Origin of the sequence: Luteimonas terrae (genome assembly GCF_004358165.1) — a bacterium.
GTDB classification, from domain to species: Bacteria; Pseudomonadota; Gammaproteobacteria; order Xanthomonadales; family Xanthomonadaceae; genus Luteimonas; species Luteimonas terrae.
Map to the genome: position 1 here is coordinate 1,363,126 of NZ_SMTG01000002.1, position 17,011 is coordinate 1,380,136.

Here is a 17,011-nt window from a genome sequence, read left to right on the forward strand (position 1 = left end):
GGAACGCCGGTTCAACCCAAGCTCCAGGAGTTCGTCATGCACATGCTGTCCCCGCGTCGACTGCGGCTCGCCGCGCTTTCCCTCGCCCTGTGCGCCGCCGTCGGCGCCGTCGGTGCACAGGGCTTCGGCCAGCCGGCCATCGACTTCAAGGGCGCCGTGCGCGCCGCCAGTCCGGTGATCAAGGCCGGTGACACGGTGGAACTCAACGGCAGCGGCTTCCAGCCGGGCCAGTCGGTCACGCTGCTGCGTGGCGAAACCGTGCTCAATGCCCAGCCTTACACGGCCGATGCCGAAGGCCGCTTCAAGGGCACCGTACAGATCCCCGCCGACGCGGTGACCGGTCGTCACCCCGTCGTCGTTCGCGCCGCCAACCCGGATGCCGCCGTCGTGTTCGATCTGAAGATCTCCAAGGACATTCCGCTGTCGGGCGAAGCCCGCTACGACGTGGCGACCAACAAGCTCGTCCAGGGCCTGTACCAGGTGGCCCACAGCGAGAAGTCGAATGCGTTGTTCGTGACCGCCGCCGTCGGTCGCCCGCCGGTCAGCCAGTCGGAGCTGCTCAAGCTCGATCCCGACACGCTGGAAATCACCGCGCGCGCCACGCCGGCACAGGTCGAAGGCCAGAGCGACGGCCGCGTGTACGCGGTCTACGGCGTGGCGGTCGACGACGTGAACGGCAACGTCTGGGTCACCAACACGCGCGACGACACGGTGGCGGTGTACCGCCAGTCCGACCTGTCGCTGGTCAAGCAGTTCGAGAAGGGCGTACTGCCGCACGGCCGCGACCTGGTCGTCGACACCAAGGACAACCGCGTCTGGGCCAGCGGCTTCGGCGGCGGCAAGTTCGTGGCCTTCGATGCGAAGACGCTCGAGCAGGTGCAGGACCTGACCGTGCCGTCGGGTGTGCGCGGCGAAGAGTTCGGCCCGATGGCGCTCACGCTGGACCGCGCTGCGGGCAAGCTCTACTCGGTGGGTCTGTCCACGGGCGAAGTCGTCGTGCTCGACGGTGCGACCGGCAAGGTCGACAGGATGTTCCGCTTCCCGTCCATCAACGGCGGCATCGGCGTCGCGATCGATCCCGAAGGCCGTCGCCTCTACGTCGCCGCGCAGGGCAGCGACAACCTGGTGATCGCCAACGCCGACACCGGCGAAGTGCTGCACGACGTCTACGTCGGCGCGGGCGCGGTCTACGTGGCGTTCGATCCGCACAGCAAGCTGGCTTACGTCGCGAGCCGTGGCGCGGGCACGATCACGGCCGTGGATGCGAACGGCAACATCGTCGCCAATCTCGATGGCGGCACTTTCCCCAACCACGTCCTGCCGACCGGCGACGGCACCATCTACGCCGTCAACAAGTCGCGCGGTGCCGAAGACATGGACGGCGACCAGATCCGTCGGATCACGCCCAAGGCCGACTGACGAACCGCTGTAAAATAGGCCTTCTGCAGCGGCCGGACTTCGGTCCGGCCGCTGTCTTGTCCGCCCATGGAACCGAAGATGTCCGACCGTCGCGTCCGCGCCCTGCTGCCCCTCGCCTTCGCCTGCGCGCTCGCCGCGTGCGCGCCTTCGACGCCGGCGCCCGCCGACGATGCCCGCGCCGACACCGCGCCCGCGCAAACGTCCGATGCCGCATTGCCCGACGGCTGGCAGCACGTCGCCGGCACCGACATTCCGCGCGTCGACCGTTCGCAGCAGGATCTGCCGGTCACGGTGCGATCCGACGACGGCGTCGAGGTGACGGTCACCGACACCGCACGCACCATCGTCGGCAACGACGACATCGTGATGGTCATGGATGCGCTGGGCCTGTCGGACCAGGTCTTCGCCGCGCCGACCAACGCGGTGACGCAGACCGGGCGCGATGCGCAGCACCACTTCCTGTTCAACCGCACCACCGGCGTCGAAGGCATCCTCAGCCTCGACGGCACCCTGTTCGTCGGCAACAGCCTGCGCCGCCACGGCAAGCTCGCGCAGCCCCTGCGCGATGCCGGCCTGGCACTGGTGATCGTCGACGAGCTGCAGCCGATTCCCGAGAAGGTGCGCAAGCTCGCGACCGTGTTCGGGCATGCAGACGAGGGCGAGCAGCTTGCCACCCTGGTGCAGCAGCAGCTCGACGAGGCCGCGCGCATCGCCGGCAGCCATGCGCGCAAGCCGCGCGTGATCCACATCTCGGCCACCGGTGGCGGCGGCTCGCCGACCGTCGGCGGCGCCGATACCGCGGCCGCAGGCGTCATCCGCCTGGCGGGCGGCATCAACGTCGGCGACGAAGCCAAGGTCGCCAACTATTCGCAGCTCAGCAACGAGGGCATCGTCGCGGTCGAGCCGGAGGTGATCCTCGTCAGCGAAGACGACCTGCGCGTGTTCGGCGGCGCCGACGGCCTGTGGAAGGCCTATCCCTCGCTCAGGCAGACGCCGGCCGGCCTCGCCGACCGCGTCTGGGTGATGCCCGACACGCAGCTCAAGGTCAGCAGCATCGGCGGCGGCACCGGCGCGATCGCGCTGGCCCAGGCGCTGGCGACTCTGGCCGCAGAACTCGACGCCGCGCCGGGCGCATGACCGCAGGTTCCACCGCGCCGCGACGCAGCGGTCTGGTCCGACGTCCGCCGGGTGGTCTGCTGTGCGTCGGCATGCTGGCCCTGTTGGTCGTGGTGATCGTGCTGTCGTTCGGCATCGGTCCGCTGCGCATTCCGCCGGGCGACGTGGTCCACGTGATCGCGCACAAGCTCGGCCTGGTCGATGCCGGCACGCTCACGCAGCGCGACATTTCGGTGGTCTGGAACCTGCGCGTGCCGCGCGCCTTGCTGGCGGTGATCGTCGGCGCGTCGCTGGCGATGGCCGGCGCGGGCCTGCAGGGCCTGTTCGGCAATCCGCTGGCCGATCCCGGCATCGTCGGCGTGACCCATGGCGCGGCGCTCGGCGCGGTGTCGGCGATCGTGCTCGGCGCGACCGCGCTGGGCGCGTGGACCATCCCGGTCGCGGCCTTCCTCGGTGGCGCGGCGACGACGACGCTGATCTATCTGCTGGCCCGGCCTGACCGCGGCAGCGGCACCGCGACGCTGCTGCTGGTCGGCATCGCGATCGCCGCCGCGTGCTCGGCGGCGATCGGCTTCTTCACCTACATCGCCAACGCCGACGAACTGCAGTCGCTGGTGTTCTGGCAGATGGGCTCGCTGGCGATGGCGAACTGGAACTCGATGCTGGCCGCCCTGCCCGCCTTCGTGCTCGGCGCGGTGGCCTTGCGTGCGCTGGCCACGCCGCTCGACATGCTCGCGCTCGGCGAGCGTCAGGCCCAGCACATCGGCCTGGACGTCAAACGCGCGCGGCTGATGCTGATCGCGGTCTGCGCGCTGCTGGTCGGCTCGGCGGTCGCATTCGCCGGCGTGGTCGGTTTCGTCGGCCTGGTCGTCCCGCATTTCGTGCGCCTGCTCGCCGGCCCCGGTCACCGCTGGCTGGTGCCGCTGTCGGCGGTCTGCGGCGGCCTGCTGATCGTCATCGCCGATACCGCGGCGCGCAGTCTCGACCCGCCGTCGGAGATCCCGCTGGGCCTGTTCTCGGCGGCGCTCGGCGCACCGTTCTTCCTGTGGCTGGTGCTGCGCCGCAAGGGCGCCGCATGAGCATGGGCACGCACGACGCTGCGCACGATGTGCTCGCGCTCGACGGCGTGACCGTGCGCATCGACGGCCGCGCGATTCTCGATGCGATCGACCTGCGCTTCGCGCGCGGCACGCTCACCGCACTGGTCGGCCCGAACGGCGCCGGAAAGTCGACGCTGCTCGCGGTCGCCAGCGGCGATCTCGCCCCGGCCGCCGGCCGCGTGCGCCTGTCTGGCGCCGAACTGCGCGACTGGAAAGCGCGTCCGCTGGCGCGCGAGCGCAGCGTGCTGCCGCAGGACCACGCGGTGCGTTTCGGTTTCAGCGTGCGCGAGGTCGTGGCGATGGGCCGGCTGCCGCATCCGCCCGCGCCGGTCGAGGACGCCCGCATCGTCGATGCCTCGCTGGCCGCGGCCGACGTGACCCATCTCGACCCGCGCGACGTGCAGACCCTGTCGGGCGGCGAAGCCTCGCGCACGGCGTTTGCGCGCGTGCTGGCGCAGACCACGCCGGTCGTGTTCCTCGACGAACCCACCGCCGCACTCGACCTGCAACACCAGGAAGCCGTGCTGCGCATCGCCCGCGGCCTCGCCGACGACGGAGCCTGCGTGATCGTCGTGCTGCACGATCTCAACCTCGCCGCCGGCCATGCCGACCGCATCGTCATGCTGCACGGGGGGCGCATCGCCGCCGACGGCAGTCCCCGGGAAGTGCTCACGCAGGCGACGATCGAACAGGTTTACGCCCAGCCGGTCCTGGTCCTCGAACACCCGACCCGCGGCGTGCCGCTGGTCGTCAGCGACGATCCACGCGTCTGACCCTGCAGGAGCAGCGCACGCGTTGCCTCGCAAGACCGGCGTAGGATGGATGGAGCGCAGCGAAACCCATCGCCAGCGCCCTTTCGAGGATTCCCAACGATGTCCGCATCTTCCGGCTCCACGATCATCCCCTGCCTGCGTTACGACGACGCCCCGCGCATGATCGACTGGCTGTGCGCAGCCTTCGGTTTCGAGGCGCAGGCCGTCCATCGCGACAGCGACACCGTCCACCACGCGCAACTCGTCTTCGGCACCGGCATGCTGATGCTCGGTTCGACGCAACGCGACAGCGAATGGGGCGACCTGATCGCCCAGCCACGCGACCTCGGAGGCCGCACCACCCAGAGCCCCTGTGTGGTCGTCGCCGACGTCGACGCGCATTACGCGAAGGCGAAGGCCAAGGGCGCGGTCATCGTGCAGGACATCGCCGACCAGCCCTACGGCGGCCGCGGTTACTCCTGCCGAGACCCGGAAGGCCACCTGTGGTGGTTCGGCAGCTACGACCCCTGGTCGGATTGAAGTCTTCGACCCCCTGTGGGAGCGCGCTTGCGCGCGAAGACGCTTCCAGGCGAGAGCCGCATCGCGCGCAAGCGCGCTCCCACAGGCGCGATCAGGCTTCGCGCAACCGCGCCACGACCGGCGCGACCTGCGCCTGACGCCCGAGCGCTTCGCCGACATCCGCCAGTCGCTGCGCCAGCGCCTCGGCCTCGTCGGCGCGCAGCGTGGCGTGCCCGACCTTGCGACCCGCGCGCGGCTGCTTGCCGTAGTCGTGCCAGTGACCACCGGCCGTCGACAGCATCGCTGTCGGATCGGGCATCTCGCCGATCCAGTTGAGCATGCAGGCCACGCCGCGCACGGCCGTGTCGCCGAGCGGCAGGCCCAGCACCGCGCGCAGATGGTTCTGGAACTGCGAGGTCTCGCTGCCTTCGATCGTCCAGTGCCCGGAGTTGTGCACGCGCGGCGCGAGTTCGTTGGCCAGCAATTCGCCGTCGCGGCAGAACAGTTCCAGTGCGAACACGCCGACGTAGCCGAGACGCTCGGCGATTGCACGCGCATGCGACATCGCCGTCGCATGCAACGACGCGTCGACACGTGCTGGCGCGAGACTCGCCGACAGCACGCCGTCGACATGCCAGTTCTCGGTCAGCGGCCAGGCGCGGAACTCGCCGTCGCGGCCACGCACGGCGACCACGCTGAGCTCGCGCTGGAACGCGACGAAGCCTTCGAGAATCAGTCCGACGCTCGAGGCCTGTGCGCCCAGCGCGTCCCAGGCGGCGTCGACATCGGCCGGCGACTTGATGCGGAACTGGCCCTTGCCGTCGTAACCCAGCCGCCGCGTCTTGAGGATGCAAGGCGTGCCAATACGTGCAACGGCCTCGTCCAGCGCCGTGCGCGTCGGCACGTCGGCGAAATCCGGCACCGGAATGTCGAGTTCGCGGAACAGCGTCTTCTCCGCCAGCCGGTCCTGGGTCAGCGCCAGTGCCCCCGGATTCGGAAACACCGGCACGCGCTCGGCCAGCCACTGCGCACTCTCGGCCGGCACGTTCTCGAAATCGAAGGTCGCCACATCGACCTTGTCGGCAAATTCGGCCAGTGCGGCCTCGTCGCGATAGTCGCCCACCAGCAGCGGCGCGAACTGGCCGGCGCAGGCGTCGCCCGACGTATCCATGACCAGAAACCGCAGACCGAGCGGCGCGCCCGACAGCGCAAGCATGCGGGCGAGCTGACCGCCGCCCAGAATGCCGACCGTCGTAGCGCTCATCGCCGCGGATCGTCGTTGCTGGCGACGTCGTCGGTCTGGCGCTTGCGGAAATCGGCCAGCGCCGCCGCGACCACGGCATCGTCGGACGCCAGCATCGCCGCGGCGAACAACGCGGCATTGGCCGCGCCCGCATTGCCGATGGCGAAGGTCGCGACCGGAATGCCGGCCGGCATCTGCACGATCGACAGCAGCGAGTCCATGCCGTTGAGCGCCTTGGACTGCACCGGCACGCCGAGCACGGGCACCGCGGTCTTCGAGGCGAGCATGCCGGGCAGATGCGCCGCGCCGCCGGCCCCGGCGATGATCGCGCGCAGGCCGCGCGACTGTGCGCTGGATGCGTATTCGAAAAGCACGTCGGGCGTGCGGTGCGCGGAAACGACACGGACCTCGTGCGGAACGCCGAGCTGCTCGAGCTTCTGCGCGGCGTGCTGCATCGTGTCCCAGTCGGATCGCGATCCCATCACGATGCCGACCTTCGGCGGAACGGAACTGGCGGACATTGGGGGTTCCCGGCCACAAAGACGCATTTTATCCGGGCTGGCGCCTGCGTGCGCGCACGCCGTTCACGCGACGCCGGGTGCTACCCTTTTCGCCCGCCTCCACGCTTCCACAAGATCGCCCATGGACCGCAAGCTGCTCGACATTCTCGTCTGCCCCGCCAGCCGCCAGCCGCTCGCGCTGCTCGACGCGGCCGGACTCGATGCGCTCAACGCGGCCATCGCCTCGGGCAACGCGCGGCGCGAGGACGGGAGTGCACAGGCCGGTCCGGTGCGCGAGGCGCTGGTGACGCACGACCGCAAGCGCGTCTACCGCGTCGACGACGGCATTCCGGTGCTGCTGGTCGAGGAAGGCATCGCGACGGCGCAGATTCCGGATTTCCCCAAGGCATGAGCCGCGACGACCGCTTCGGCATTCCGCACGCGGCGGTCGAGGCCAACGTCTCGGCCGCGTTGGCCGAGGACATCGGCAGCGGCGACGTCACGGCCGCACTGCTGCCCGACGCCGCGGATGTCGCCTATCTGCTGTGCAAGGAAGACGCCGTCGTCTGCGGACGGCCATGGTTCGATGCCTGCCACCGCGCGCTCGATCCCGACGTCCGCATCGACTGGCGCGTCGATGAAGGCGATCGCGTCGTCGCCGGCACGGTGCTGGCCACGCTCGCCGGACGCGCGAGGGCGCTGGTCAGTGCCGAACGCACCTCGCTCAATTTCATGCAGACGCTCAGCGCCACCGCGACCGTGACCGCGCGTCACGCCGACGCCGTTGCAGGCACCGCGACGCGCATTCTCGATACGCGCAAGACGCTCCCCGGCCTGCGGCTGGCGCAGAAATACGCCGTGCGGGTTGGCGGTGGCGGCAACCACCGCATCGGTCTCTACGACACGGTGATGCTCAAGGAGAACCATGTCCGCGCGGCCGGCGGCATTGCCGCGGCGGTCGAGCGTGCACGCGCCCAGTCGCCCGACCTGCCGCTGGTGATCGAGGTCGAGACGCTGGACGAACTGCGCGCCGCACTCGATGCCGGCTGCACGCGCGTGCTGATCGACGACTTCGACCGCGACACGCGCCGCGAGGCCGTGCGCATCGCACGCGACGCGCCGTACGCCGGGCGCGTGCCGCTGGAAGTGTCGGGCAGCGTCGACTTCGACGCCCTGCGCGCGATCGCCGAGGACGGCGTCGATTACGTGTCGATCGGCGGCCTGACCAAGCACGTCCGCGCGATCGACCTGTCGCTCAAGCTCGGGCCGCCGCCCGCCTGAGTAGTCGCTTTCGTGGGAGCGCGCTTGCGCGCGATTCCGATACGCCTGCAGCTCCGGAGCTTTCCGGAATCGCGCGCAAGCGCGCTCCCACAGCCGCCGGGCTTGTATCGCGACCACCTCGCCGCCACAGTTCGCCCATGCCCGACTTTCCGATGATGATCTTCGCGATGCTGGCCGCGTTCGCCGCATTCCTGTGGTGGAGCAGCGCGCGTGCCGCCGCCGAGCGCGCCGGACAGCTCGGCCGCGAGGCCTGCGAACGCGCCGGCGTGCAGTGGCTCGACCAGGCCGTGCACGCGTATTCGATGCGGCTGCGCCGCGACGACTCCGGTCACCTGCGCGTCGAGCGCAACTTCCGTTTCGAGTATTCGGAGGACGGCGTGCAACGGCACATCGGCCAGCTGGTCCTGCGTGGCGATCAGCTCGTTGCCTTCAGCGGTCCTACCCGGCCGCAGCCGGTGTCGATCCACTGGACGAACTGAAGTCGGCGAAACGTCGTGAACCTGGAACTGCTGCGCCTGCCTGTCGCCGTCGGCCGCGTTCGCGGCGTTACTTGACGACGCGCAGATGCCCGCGACGCGGTTCGCTGGGACCGTCGCCGCCCGGCGGGTCGTCGGGCCCTTCACCGTCATCGCCGTCGTCGACCGCATGCAGCGCCGGCGCACTGTCTTCGGCCTCGGCATGCGGCTCGGCGGAACCGCCGATCTCTTCCGGCAATGCCATGCCCTGCCCGGTCTCGCGCGCGTAGATCGCCAGCACCGCGCCCACCGGGACGAGCACCGACTGGCTGACGCCGCCGAAGCGCGCGGAGAACCGCACGCTGTCGTTGTCCATTTCCAGACGCCCGACCGCGCGGTCGGCGATGTTGAGCACGATGCGCCCGTCCTTGACCGCGTGCGCCGGCACGCGCACGCCCGGCTGGCGCGCATCGACGAGGATGTGCGGCGTCATGCCGTTGTCGGCGATCCATTCGTACAGCGCCCGCAACAGATACGGGCGATGGCTGGTCATCGGAGTCGGGGCGTCGCTCATGCGCGACAGTCTAGCCGCAAGCCCGGTGGTTCAGGCGTGTAAATCTGAACGCCCGCGACGCGGCCGGATCACTCCGGCAGCGCGCGCAACTGCCGCTCCTGCGGCGTCAGACTGCGTACGAAGCCCGGGCTGCGGAAGATGCGGTTGCCGTAGTCCTCGATGGCCTTGGCGCCGTCCTTGGGCAGCGGAATCTCGAGCGCCTGCAGGCGCCAGACGATCGGTGCCATCGCGCAATCGGCCAGGCTCATTTCCGGATTGAGGAAGAACTTGCTGGCCTTGAACAGCGGCACCGCCGCGGTCACCAGTTCCTTGAGCCGCTTGCGTCCGGTCTCGGCTTGGGCCTTGTTGCCCATCTGGATGGCCTGCACCTGCGGCACCCAGTCGTGTTCGATGCGCAGCATCGCCAGCCGCAGGCGCGCACGCGACAGCGGATCGACCGGCATCAGCGGCGGATGCGGATAGCGCTCGTCGAGGTACTCGCTGACCACGCTCGCCGCGTAGAGCACCAGCTCGCGCTCGACCAGGGTCGGCACCGAGTGGTAGGGATTGAGATCGATCAGGTCCTCGGGCGGGTTCTGCGCATCGACCGGGACCATGTCGTAGGTCACGCCCTTGGCAGCCAGCACCAGACGCGCGCGGTGGCACAGCACGTCGTCGACGGAAGAAAACAGCGTCAGCACGTTTCGCATGGATGCACTCACGGCCGTCGCCCGGCCTGTCCGGCAGGCTGGATTCCGCCAGCCCGGTGGACGCCCGCTGCCCCTCGCAGACGGTCGTCGCGGTTTCCCGAGTCTCGCATTTCCCTGAGCCGGACGGCAATGGTGCCTTCGGCATGGTGGCGTCGCTCCCCGACGCCACCCGGGAACGCCCGGATCAGTGGACGTCGCGCCAGTATTCCTGCTTCAGCAGCCAGGCCAGGAACGTCAGCAGGGTCAGGAACAGCAGCACCCAGACGCCGAGGGCCTGGCGCTTGAGCGCGGCAGGCTCGCCGACGTATTCCAGGAACGTGGTGATGTCGCGGACGGTCTGGTCGAACTGGCGCGCATCCTGGCTGCCGGGCGTGCCCATCTCCAGATGCGCGACCACCGGCTCGCCGGTCTCGTCGGTCTCGCCGTGGACCGGGCGCTGCAGGCCCTGCATCTCCCACAGGGGGTTGGGCATCGACGCGTTCGGGAACAGGGTGTTGTTCCAGCCCAGCGGACGGGACTCATCGAGATAGAACGACTTGAGATAGGTATAGACCCAGTCGCTGCCGCGCACGCGGGTGATCAGGCTCAGGTCCGGCGGGGCCTGGCCGAACCACTTGGCGCCCTGCTCGGCCGGCATCGAGGAGACGATGTGCTCGCCGTAGGCCGCGCCGGTGAGGTTGAGGTTGTTCATCACCTCGTCCTCGGTCAGCCCGAGGTCCTCGCCCATGCGCGAGTAGCGCATGAACTTCAGCGAATGGCAGCCCGCGCAGTAGTTCATGTACAGCTGCGCGCCCCGCTGCAGCGACGCGCGGTCGCCGATGTCGGTGCCGGCCTGTTCGACCGGCCCGCCAGCCGCAGCCAGCGCACCGAACGACAGCAGCAGACCGGCGACGGCGGTCGCCGCGCGGGCGGCGCACATGCGGAAAAAGGAACGGTCAGTCATGGGTCGTCACCCGTTCCGGCACAGGCTTGGTTCTGTCGAGCACGGTCCAGATCGGCATCGTGAAGAAGAACAGGAAGTAGAAGATCGTCAGACCACGGCCGATCCAGGTCTCGACCGGATCGGTGCCGGGGCCGGCGCCGATCTTGCCCAGCCACACGAAGCACACCACCAGCACGGCGAGCATGATCTTGGTGATCGGGCCGCGGTAGCGATGCGACTTGACCTTGCAGCGGTCCAGCCACGGCACCAGGAACAGAATCGCGATCGCGCCGAACATCACCAGCACGCCGCTGAGCTTGTGCGGCACCACGCGCAACATCGCGTAGTACGGCGTGTAGTACCAGACCGGCTTGATGTGCTCAGGCGTCACCAGCTTGTTGGCCTCGGTGAAGTTGTCGTGCTCGAGAAACCAGCCACCGAACGCCGGGGCGAAGAAGATGATGAAGGCCGCGATGATCAGGAAGAAGCAGACGTAGAAGCCGTCCTTCACCGTGTAGTACGGATGGAACGGGATGCCGTCGGCCGGTGCGGTCGGCGACCAGCGGTTGCCCTTGGGCCCGTACTTGATCTCCACGCCGTCGGGGTTGTTCGAGCCCACTTCGTGCAGCGCGCCCAGATGCAGCACCACCAGCAGCAGCAGCACCAGCGGCAGCGCGATCACGTGCAGCGCGAAGAAGCGGTTGAGCGTGGCATCGCTGGGCAGGTAGTCGCCCATGATCCACTCGGTCAGGCCGTTGCCGATGACCGGAATCGCGCCGAACAGCGAGATGATCACCTTCGCGCCCCAGAACGACATCTGGCCCCAGGGCAGCACGTAGCCGAGGAAGGCCTCGGCCATCAGCACCAGGTAGATCAGCATGCCGAGGATCCACACCAGCTCGCGCGGCCTCTTGTAACTGCCGTACATCAGGCCGCGGAACATGTGGATGTAGACGACGATGAAGAACAGCGAGGCGCCGGTGCTGTGCATGTAGCGGATCAGCCAGCCCCACTCCACGTCGCGCATGATGTATTCGACCGAGGCGAAGGCTTCCGCCGCGCTCGGCTTGTAGTGCATCGTCAGGAAGATGCCGGTCAGGATCTGGTTGACCAGCACGACCAGCGACAGCACGCCGAAGATGTACCAGATGTTGAAGTTCTTCGGCGCGTAGTACTCGGTCATGTGCTTGCGGTACATCGGCATCAAGGCCGGTGCCCGCTCGGTGACCCATTCGAAGACGCCATTCGCGCCGCGGACGAATACGTTGGCCATCAGGCTGCGCCCTCCGGATCGACGCCGATCACGATCGTGTTGTCGTCCGCGTAGTAATGCGGCGGCACGAGCAGATTGTTCGGCGCCGGCACGCCGCTGTAGACGCGGCCGGCCATGTCGAACTTCGACTTGTGGCAGGGGCAGAAGTAACCGCCCTTCCAGTTCGCGTCGAACGGTGCCGGACGGATCTCGGCGACCATTTCAGGCGAGCAGCCCAGATGCGTGCACAGCCCCACCAGCACCGAGATGTCGGGCTTGATCGAGCGCAGCTCGCGATTGGATTCCAGCACGTAGGCCGGCTGCTGGTCGGCGTTCTCCGACTCCGGATCCCCCAGCTGGTCATCGAGCGTCGGCAGCGCCTCGAGGATTGCCTTGGAGCGCTTGACGATCCAGATCGGCTGGCCGCGCCACTCGGCGATCAGCCGCTGGCCTTCCTGCAGCGCACTGATGTCGACGGTCACCGGAGCGCCCGCCAGCTTGGCCCGCGCACTCGGATTCCACGACTTGATGAACGGGATCGCGGTGATGCCCGCGCCGACCGCTCCCACCACGAGCGTGCTGGCCGTCAGGAATCGACGCCGCCCCTCGTTGACTGGACCCTCCCCAGGGCCAGACCCGCCCAACGCTTCGTCGACCATCCGGTACGCGCCCTCTTGATTCGGTAGCTGTTGTGTACTGGCTGCCGCGGACCGGTTCGCCCCATGGGACGGATGGCCGCTCTTTCAGAGATGGCCCGAGTGTAGCGGAAGCCTGAATCGACCGACAATCGCCAGGCGTGCGCGGCTTGCGCCGGCCGGGCCTCACCTGCTGGCGAGTTGGCCGCGGTAGCGGTCGGCCAGCGTGCCCACGCGGACCACGTAACGCTGGGTCTCCGCGTACGGCGGCACGCCACCGTGGCGTTGCACCGCGCCTTCGCCGGCGTTGTAGCCGGCCGCGGCAAGGGTCAGGTCGCCGTTGAAGCGCTTGAGCAACCAGGCCAGATACTCCACGCCGCCGCGGATGTTCTGCTCCGGGTCGAACGCATTGATGACACCGAACCGCGCGGCGGTGGCCGGCATCAGCTGCATCAGGCCCTGGGCGCCGGCGCGCGAGAGCGCGTTCGGGTTGAACGCCGATTCGGCGTGCATGATCGCGCGGACGATCGCCTCCTCGACACCGAATTCGCGCGAGGCGCGGGCGATCTCGGCGCTGTAGGCATTCGGGTTGAGGCGCACATTGCCGAAGTTGACGCCCGGCGCCGCGCCGCAGGCGTAACAGGTCTCGAAGAAGCTGTACTGGATGGTGCGCACGGCGGCGACCTGCCCGGCTCCACGCGGCCGGGTGCTGCTGTAATGACGCACGCCGTCCTTGATGTACGAGTAGACCTGGCCCTGCTGCAGGCGGCGCTGGCCGTTGCCAGACTGCGCGCGCGGCGCGGCCGGCGCGGGCGTCGGCGTCGATGCCGCGGGCGTCGTTGCGGCGGGCGCCGATGTCGCGGCAATACCCATGAAGGTCGCCGGTGCGCCGCTGTCGACGTTGGCCGGCGCCGGCGAGGACGTCGTCGCTGCCGGCGCGCGGACGGTGGGCGCGGCGCTCGCGCGCCGCGGCGCCGGCGGTGCGCTGCTGACGATGCGGCAGCTCGCGCCGGAGACGCGCTTGCTCACGTACTGCGGGATGCCGTCGCCGGTATCGCAGCGATACAGCGTACTGCCGGCAACCGGAAAGGCCGCCAGCAGACCGAGCGTCGCGATGAGTCCCCATCCCCGTTTCACGACGCGGAGTTTCCATCCTTCCGCGGCGGTTGCCAAGTGCTTGATTGTGAACGAGGCGCGCGGCATTCCGGTGTGCGACGGGGATCGCAGTCGGGGCCGTTCCCGCTACACTGCCGCCCCACTCGCAGCCATCCGGCCCGGACTCAACGCCGCGCCCCCGGACACGCCATGACCCAGACCGCTTTCGCGGCGCCAAGCGCGCCCGCTTCCGACCCGTCTTCTGCCCCGTCGATCCCACTGCCGTTGCCCGGCGGACAGGCCTCGACACCGGCCACCACGCCGGCGCGCGGCAAGCTCTACATCCAGACCCACGGGTGCCAGATGAACGAGTACGACTCGGCCAAGATGGCCGACGTGCTCGCCGCCAGCGACGGCCTGGAGCTGACCGACAACGTCGAGGAGGCCGACGTCGTGCTGGTCAATACCTGCTCGATCCGCGAGAAGGCGCAGGAGAAGGTCTTCAGCCAGCTCGGTCGCTGGAAGGCGCTGAAGAAGGACGGCAAGCCGGTGCTGATCGGCGTCGGCGGCTGCGTGGCGTCGCAGGAAGGCGAGGCCATCGTCAAGCGCGCGCCGTTCGTGGATCTGGTGTTCGGCCCGCAGACTCTGCACCGCCTGCCGGAGCTGATCCGCGCCCGTCGCGAGCAGAACACCCCGCAGGTCGACATCAGCTTCCCCGAGATCGAGAAGTTCGACCGCCTGCCCGAGCCGCGCGCCGAAGGCCCGACCGCGTTCGTGTCCATCATGGAAGGCTGCTCGAAGTACTGCTCGTTCTGCGTGGTGCCCTACACCCGCGGCACCGAGATCAGCCGGCCGTTCGAGGACGTGCTGGTGGAAGTGGTGCAGTTGGCCGGCAAGGGCGTGCGCGAGATCAACCTGCTGGGCCAGAACGTCAACGCTTACCGCGGCGACATGGGCGACGGCACGATCGCCGATCTCGGCCTGCTGATCCGCACCATCGCCGAGATCGACGGCGTCGACCGCATCCGCTTCACCACCTCGCATCCGCTGGAGTTCTCCGACTCGCTGGTCGAGGCCTACCGCGACGTGCCGCAGCTGGCGAACTACCTGCATCTGCCGGTGCAGGCAGGCAGCGACCGGATCCTCTCGGCGATGAAGCGCGGCTACACGGCGCTGGAGTTCAAGCAGAAGATCCGCAAGCTGCGCGCAGTGCGCCCGGACATTTCGATCTCCTCGGACTTCATCGTCGGCTTCCCCGGCGAAACCGACGCCGATTTCGAGAAGACGATGAAGCTGATCGAGGACGTGGGCTTCGACCAGTCGTTCTCCTTCATCTATTCGCGCCGCCCGGGCACGCCGGCCTCGGACCTCGAGGACACGGTGACCGCCGAGGAGAAGCACGCGCGCCTGTCGCGCCTGCAGGCGCACATCAATGCGCACGCCGCGGGCATCTCGCAGGCGATGGTCGGCAGCGTGCAGACCGTGCTGGTCGAAGGCCCGTCGCGCAAGGATCCCAACGAGCTGACCGGCAAGACCGAGAACATGCGCTCGGTGAACTTCCCGGCGCCGGCGCGTCTGATCGGGCAGTTCGTGGATGTGGAGATCACTGCCGCGCTCACCAATTCGCTGCGCGGGCGGATCGTTGTGCGCGAGGGCGACGAGGCCTGATCCGCTCCTTCCCCCGCCTGCGGGGGGATGAGAGCGATCCGCTTGCGCGGTGTTACCGCGCGGGTCGATTGAATGCCCGGCGTGCTTCGGTGGGCCGGACAGGCTGGGATAGGGGCGAAGGGTCAGGTCGCGAGACTGCTGCCCCGAAGGAAGGCTGTTCGCGCGAATCTGCTCTTTCGGGATCGGACTGTTTGCCCCCACCCAACCCTCCCCCGCGACGCGGGGGAGGGCTCTGAAGTCGCCGACCTCCACGTCGACGTACGGCCCTCACCGCTAGAATCCGCGCCATGACCAACGCCCTGCCCGAACGCACTTTCCTGCTCGAACCGTCGGATTCCGAGCGCCTGTCCAACCTCGCCGGCCCCTTCGACGGGCACCTGCGCCAGATCGAACTGCGGCTGGGCGTCGAAATCGCCAATCGCGGCAACATCTTCCGCGTGACCGGGCGCGACGAGGCCATGCTCGACCGGACCGAGAAGCTGCTCAAGGCGCTCTATGCCGAGAGCGAGGACACGGTCTTCGACAGCCACGCGATCAACCTGCGCCTGAGCCCGGCCAACGTGGAGCGAGAAGACGACGCCTACGTACCGCAAGAGGTCGCCGTGCGCGTGAAGCGCGGCACGATCCGCGGCCGCGGTCCGAACCAGGCCAAGTACCTGCACCGGATCACGACCCACGACATCAACTTCGGCATCGGCCCGGCCGGTACTGGCAAGACCTTCCTCGCGGTGGCGATGGCGGTCGAGGCGCTCAACGAATCCAAGGTGCAGCGCCTGATCCTGGTGCGCCCGGCGGTCGAGGCCGGCGAGAAGCTCGGCTTTCTGCCGGGTGATCTCACCCAGAAGGTCGACCCGTACCTGCGCCCGCTCTACGACGCGCTCTACGAGATGCTGGGCGTTGAAAAGGTCGCCAAGCTGCTGGAGCGCAACGTCATCGAGATCGCGCCGCTGGCCTATATGCGCGGCCGCACGCTCAACGACGCGTTCGTGATCCTCGACGAGGCGCAGAACACCACCATCGAGCAGATGAAGATGTTCCTGACCCGTCTCGGCTTCGGCTCGACGGCGGTCGTGACCGGCGATCTGACCCAGATCGATCTGCCCAAGCACGTGAAGTCGGGTCTGCGCGACGCGATCGACGTGCTGCACGAGGTCGACGGCGTCAGCTTCACGTTCTTCGAGGCGCGCGACGTCGTGCGCCACCCCTTGGTCGCGCGCATCGTCAGCGCCTACGAGCGCCGCGACGCCAGCGATGCGGCCACCGGCCCGGCGAGCCCGCGATGACGAAAGGCCCCACCCGCCTGGATGTCGCGATCGGCTATGCGATTCCGCGCAAGGGCCTGCCAAGCGCGGCAAGTTTCCGCAAATGGGCCGCGGCCGCCCTCGCCGGCCGCATCCGAGAGGCGGACCTCGCGATCCGTCTCGTCGACATCGACGAAGGCCAGTCGCTCAACCGCCATTACCGCGACAAGGACTACGCGACCAACGTACTGAGCTTTCCGGCCGAACTGCCCGAAGGTCTGCCCGAGGGTGTGCGTCTGCCGCTGCTGGGCGATCTGGTGATCTGCGCGCCGGTCGTCGCGCGCGAGGCCGCCGAACAAGGCAAGCCGCTGAACGCGCATTACGCCCACCTGACCGTCCACGGCGTGCTGCATCTGCTGGGCTGGGACCACGAGGACGACCAGGAAGCCGAGGCGATGGAGCAGCTGGAACGCGAGATCCTCGCCGGCCTCGGCATCGACGATCCCTACGCCGGCGAGACGCGCTGACGGGCGCGCCATGCCGGCCTGAT

At 68.8% G+C, this 17,011-nt stretch carries 19 protein-coding genes; 11 read left to right on the forward strand and 8 right to left on the reverse strand.

Annotated elements, in window-relative coordinates:
• Positions 1–36: 36 nt before the first annotated feature.
• The 5 genes from E2F49_RS06350 to E2F49_RS06370 all read left to right on the forward strand — a co-directional run bounded on the left by E2F49_RS06350 (position 37) and on the right by E2F49_RS06370 (position 4,927).
• Complete coding sequence (locus tag E2F49_RS06350; protein WP_165971129.1) at positions 37–1,419, forward strand: Vgb family protein; 1,383 nt, start codon at positions 37–39, stop codon at positions 1,417–1,419.
• Between the two features lie 78 nt (positions 1,420–1,497).
• Positions 1,498–2,556 (forward strand): heme/hemin ABC transporter substrate-binding protein, encoded by a 1,059-nt coding sequence (locus tag E2F49_RS06355; protein WP_133393045.1) that lies wholly within the window; start codon positions 1,498–1,500, stop codon positions 2,554–2,556.
• On the forward strand, positions 2,553–3,614 hold the full coding sequence (locus tag E2F49_RS06360; RefSeq protein ID WP_133393046.1) for a FecCD family ABC transporter permease: 1,062 nt from the start codon (positions 2,553–2,555) through the stop codon (positions 3,612–3,614). Before E2F49_RS06355 ends, E2F49_RS06360 begins: the two co-directional genes overlap by 4 nt.
• On the forward strand, positions 3,611–4,408 hold the full coding sequence (locus tag E2F49_RS06365) for a heme ABC transporter ATP-binding protein (protein ID WP_243713480.1): 798 nt from the start codon (positions 3,611–3,613) through the stop codon (positions 4,406–4,408). Before E2F49_RS06360 ends, E2F49_RS06365 begins: the two co-directional genes overlap by 4 nt.
• A gap of 99 nt (positions 4,409–4,507) precedes the next feature.
• A complete protein-coding gene (locus E2F49_RS06370; protein WP_133393047.1) occupies positions 4,508–4,927 on the forward strand; it encodes a VOC family protein in 420 nt (139 codons plus the stop codon).
• Positions 4,928–5,018: 91 nt separating this feature from the next.
• Here the strand turns inward: E2F49_RS06370 and E2F49_RS06375 are convergent, their stop codons facing one another.
• Together E2F49_RS06375 and purE are read right to left on the reverse strand one after the other, a co-directional pair.
• The gene (locus E2F49_RS06375) at positions 5,019–6,170 is read right to left on the reverse strand and encodes a 5-(carboxyamino)imidazole ribonucleotide synthase (RefSeq protein ID WP_133393048.1); all 1,152 of its coding nucleotides are present in this window, start codon (positions 6,168–6,170) and stop codon (positions 5,019–5,021) included.
• Positions 6,167–6,670, reverse strand: a complete 504-nt coding sequence (gene purE, locus E2F49_RS06380) for a 5-(carboxyamino)imidazole ribonucleotide mutase (protein ID WP_133393049.1) — start codon at positions 6,668–6,670, stop codon at positions 6,167–6,169. The genes E2F49_RS06375 and purE overlap by 4 nt, the downstream gene beginning before the upstream one ends.
• 121 nt (positions 6,671–6,791) lie before the next feature.
• Here purE and E2F49_RS06385 point away from each other — a divergent pair, with 121 nt between their 5' ends.
• The 3 genes from E2F49_RS06385 (at position 6,792) to E2F49_RS06395 (ending at position 8,409) form a co-directional block, all read left to right on the forward strand.
• Complete coding sequence (locus E2F49_RS06385) at positions 6,792–7,061, forward strand: Trm112 family protein (RefSeq protein WP_055249045.1); 270 nt, start codon at positions 6,792–6,794, stop codon at positions 7,059–7,061.
• Positions 7,058–7,930, forward strand: coding sequence for a carboxylating nicotinate-nucleotide diphosphorylase (nadC, locus tag E2F49_RS06390; protein ID WP_055249047.1), 873 nt, complete (start codon positions 7,058–7,060; stop codon positions 7,928–7,930). Before E2F49_RS06385 ends, nadC begins: the two co-directional genes overlap by 4 nt.
• 137 nt (positions 7,931–8,067) lie before the next feature.
• A complete protein-coding gene (locus tag E2F49_RS06395; RefSeq protein WP_133393050.1) occupies positions 8,068–8,409 on the forward strand; it encodes a DUF3301 domain-containing protein in 342 nt (113 codons plus the stop codon).
• 67 nt (positions 8,410–8,476) lie between these two features.
• On the opposite strand, the gene E2F49_RS06400 is transcribed toward E2F49_RS06395, so the two are convergent.
• The 6 genes from E2F49_RS06400 to E2F49_RS06425 form a co-directional block, all read right to left on the reverse strand.
• Positions 8,477–8,959, reverse strand: coding sequence for a ClpXP protease specificity-enhancing factor (locus tag E2F49_RS06400; protein WP_165971130.1), 483 nt, complete (start codon positions 8,957–8,959; stop codon positions 8,477–8,479).
• Positions 8,960–9,027: 68 nt separating this feature from the next.
• Positions 9,028–9,648 carry a glutathione S-transferase N-terminal domain-containing protein gene (locus E2F49_RS06405; protein ID WP_055249053.1) on the reverse strand — a complete coding sequence of 207 codons (621 nt, stop codon included), beginning with the start codon at positions 9,646–9,648 and terminating at the stop codon, positions 9,028–9,030.
• A gap of 184 nt (positions 9,649–9,832) precedes the next feature.
• The gene (locus E2F49_RS06410) at positions 9,833–10,591 is read right to left on the reverse strand and encodes a cytochrome c1 (protein ID WP_055249054.1); all 759 of its coding nucleotides are present in this window, start codon (positions 10,589–10,591) and stop codon (positions 9,833–9,835) included.
• Positions 10,584–11,843 carry a cytochrome b gene (locus E2F49_RS06415; protein WP_133393051.1) on the reverse strand — a complete coding sequence of 420 codons (1,260 nt, stop codon included), beginning with the start codon at positions 11,841–11,843 and terminating at the stop codon, positions 10,584–10,586. Before E2F49_RS06415 ends, E2F49_RS06410 begins: the two co-directional genes overlap by 8 nt.
• Entirely contained in the window at positions 11,843–12,481 is a 639-nt protein-coding gene (gene petA, locus E2F49_RS06420) for a ubiquinol-cytochrome c reductase iron-sulfur subunit (RefSeq protein ID WP_055249058.1), read from the reverse strand. The genes E2F49_RS06415 and petA overlap by 1 nt, the downstream gene beginning before the upstream one ends.
• A 162-nt stretch (positions 12,482–12,643) precedes the next feature.
• A complete protein-coding gene (locus E2F49_RS06425) occupies positions 12,644–13,594 on the reverse strand; it encodes a lytic transglycosylase domain-containing protein (protein ID WP_425481336.1) in 951 nt (316 codons plus the stop codon).
• A gap of 168 nt (positions 13,595–13,762) precedes the next feature.
• Here E2F49_RS06425 and miaB point away from each other — a divergent pair, with 168 nt between their 5' ends.
• From miaB to ybeY, 3 genes are all read left to right on the forward strand, one after another.
• A complete protein-coding gene (miaB, locus tag E2F49_RS06430; protein ID WP_082387482.1) occupies positions 13,763–15,220 on the forward strand; it encodes a tRNA (N6-isopentenyl adenosine(37)-C2)-methylthiotransferase MiaB in 1,458 nt (485 codons plus the stop codon).
• Between the two features lie 287 nt (positions 15,221–15,507).
• On the forward strand, positions 15,508–16,503 hold the full coding sequence (locus tag E2F49_RS06435) for a PhoH family protein (RefSeq protein WP_133393053.1): 996 nt from the start codon (positions 15,508–15,510) through the stop codon (positions 16,501–16,503).
• Positions 16,500–16,988, forward strand: coding sequence for an rRNA maturation RNase YbeY (gene ybeY, locus E2F49_RS06440; protein ID WP_133393054.1), 489 nt, complete (start codon positions 16,500–16,502; stop codon positions 16,986–16,988). The genes E2F49_RS06435 and ybeY overlap by 4 nt, the downstream gene beginning before the upstream one ends.
• Positions 16,989–17,011 lie beyond the last annotated feature (23 nt).